1 protein-coding gene and 1 pseudogene are annotated in these 2,247 nt (G+C 54.4%); both read left to right on the top strand.

Translation table 11 applies throughout. The annotated features are described in order from the left end of the window. Positions 1–92 precede the first annotated feature (92 nt). Positions 93–1,448 carry a glycerol-3-phosphate transporter gene (gene glpT, locus ACSZO4_RS25375; RefSeq protein ID WP_437891855.1) on the top strand — a complete coding sequence of 452 codons (1,356 nt, stop codon included), beginning with the start codon at positions 93–95 and terminating at the stop codon, positions 1,446–1,448. Positions 1,449–1,463: 15 nt separating this feature from the next. After that, positions 1,464–2,171, top strand: a pseudogene (glpQ, locus tag ACSZO4_RS25380) (glycerophosphodiester phosphodiesterase); the annotation flags it as partial. Between the last annotated feature and the right edge of the window lie 76 nt (positions 2,172–2,247).

A 2,247-nucleotide genomic window follows, 5' to 3' on the forward strand; every position in this document is an offset into this window, starting at 1 on the left:
GGCGGCTCATGGTTTGTCGGCGCCTTTGAGGCGCTCACCCTAAAGCCTCCGGCTCTGCCGGAGGATACTTACTACATGCCACGGAGGCAATTATGCTGAGTATTTTCCGGCCAGAACCTCATCGGGACAGAGTCCCACCCGAACATGTTGATCCGTTATACCGCCGTCTGCGCTGGCAGATTTTCTTTGGGATCTTTTTTGGCTATGCCGCCTACTATCTGGTGCGTAAAAATTTCGCGCTGGCGATGCCTTATCTGGTAGATCAGGGTTTTTCTCGTGGGGATCTGGGGTTTGCACTGTCCGGGATTTCTATCGCCTACGGCTTTTCTAAATTCATTATGGGCTCGGTATCGGATCGTTCGAATCCGCGGGTGTTTCTCCCGGCCGGGTTGATTCTGGCGGCGGCGGTGATGCTGTTTATGGGGTTTGTTCCCTGGGCCACCTCCAGCATTGCGATTATGTTTGTGCTGCTGTTTTTGTGCGGCTGGTTCCAGGGCATGGGCTGGCCGCCCTGCGGGCGCACCATGGTGCACTGGTGGTCACAGAAAGAGCGTGGCGGCATTGTCTCCGTCTGGAACTGCGCGCACAACGTTGGCGGCGGGATCCCTCCTTTGCTGTTCCTGCTGGGAATGGCCTGGTTTAATGACTGGCGGGCAGCGCTGTATATGCCTGCGTTCGGGGCGATTGTTGTGGCGCTGTTTGCCTTTGCCATGATGCGCGATACCCCGCAATCCTGCGGATTACCTTCCATTGAAGAGTACAAAAACGACTATCCGGATGATTACAGCGATAAGGCGGAAGAGGAGCTGACGGCGAAGCAAATCTTTATGCAGTACGTCTTTCCGAATCGTCTGCTGTGGTACATCGCCATTGCCAACGTTTTCGTCTACCTGTTGCGCTATGGCATCCTCGACTGGTCACCGACCTACCTCAAAGAGGTCAAACACTTTGCGCTGGATAAATCCTCCTGGGCCTATTTTCTGTATGAGTACGCCGGGATCCCAGGGACGCTACTTTGCGGCTGGATGTCGGACAAAGTGTTCCGCGGCAATCGTGGGGCCACCGGGGTGTTCTTTATGACTCTGGTGACCATTGCCACTGTCATCTACTGGCTTAACCCGCCGGGCAATCCGGGCGTGGATATGGCCTGTATGATTGTGATCGGTTTTCTGATTTATGGTCCGGTAATGCTGATTGGCCTGCATGCCCTTGAGCTGGCGCCGAAAAAAGCCGCAGGAACGGCGGCAGGCTTTACCGGCCTGTTCGGTTATCTCGGCGGTTCGGTCGCAGCCAGCGCCATTGTTGGCTATACGGTCGATTTCTTCGGCTGGGACGGCGGGTTTATGGTGATGATCGGCGGCAGTATTCTGGCCGTGTTACTGCTGATTGTGGTGATGATCGGCGAACGCCGCCATCATGCTGAAATTGAGGCCGCCCGACGAGGTTAATAAAGGAGCAGTGCGATGAACAACATCTTAAAAGGATTTGGCGGCGGTCTGGTGCTGGCGGGAATGATGGTCAGCATGATGGCCAGCGCACAGGATAAAGTGGTGATTGCCCATCGTGGCGCCAGCGGCTATTTGCCGGAGCATACGCTACCGGCTAAGGCGATGGCCCTGGCGCAGGGTGCTGACTATCTGGAGCAGGATCTGGTGATGACCAAAGATGACCAGCTGGTGGTGCTGCACGACCACTCCCTGGATCGGGTCACTGATGTCGCCGAACGTTTTCCGGATCGCGCTCGCTCTGACGGGCGCTTCTACGCTATCGACTTTACCCTGGCGGAGATTAAATCACTGGCCTTTACTGAAGGTTTCGAGCTGAAAAATGGTAAAAAGGCGCAGGTCTTCCCCGGTCGCTTCCCGATGGGAAAATCGTCCTTCCGGATTCACACCTTTGCTGAAGAGATTGAGTTTGTACAGGGGCTGAACCACTCCACCGGCCGCAATGTCGGTATCTACCCGGAAATTAAATCGCCCTGGTTCCACCATCAGGAAGGGAAAGATATTGCCGCCCGCACCCTGGATGTGCTGAAGCAGTATGGCTACACCGCTAAGCAGGATAAGGTTTATCTCCAGTGTTTTGATGCCGATGAGCTTAAACGCATCAAAAACACCCTGATGCCTGAGAGGACGATGGATCTCAAGCTGGTACAGCTGATTGCTTATACTAGGCTGTGTCCCTTAATCACCTGAGTTATAGTAACTGTCTTTTTCAACAACATATTGAACTATGGCTCGCTACGAT

The organism is Phytobacter sp. V91, assembly GCF_965644225.1.
Taxonomy (GTDB): domain Bacteria; phylum Pseudomonadota; class Gammaproteobacteria; order Enterobacterales; family Enterobacteriaceae; genus CBFFRJ01.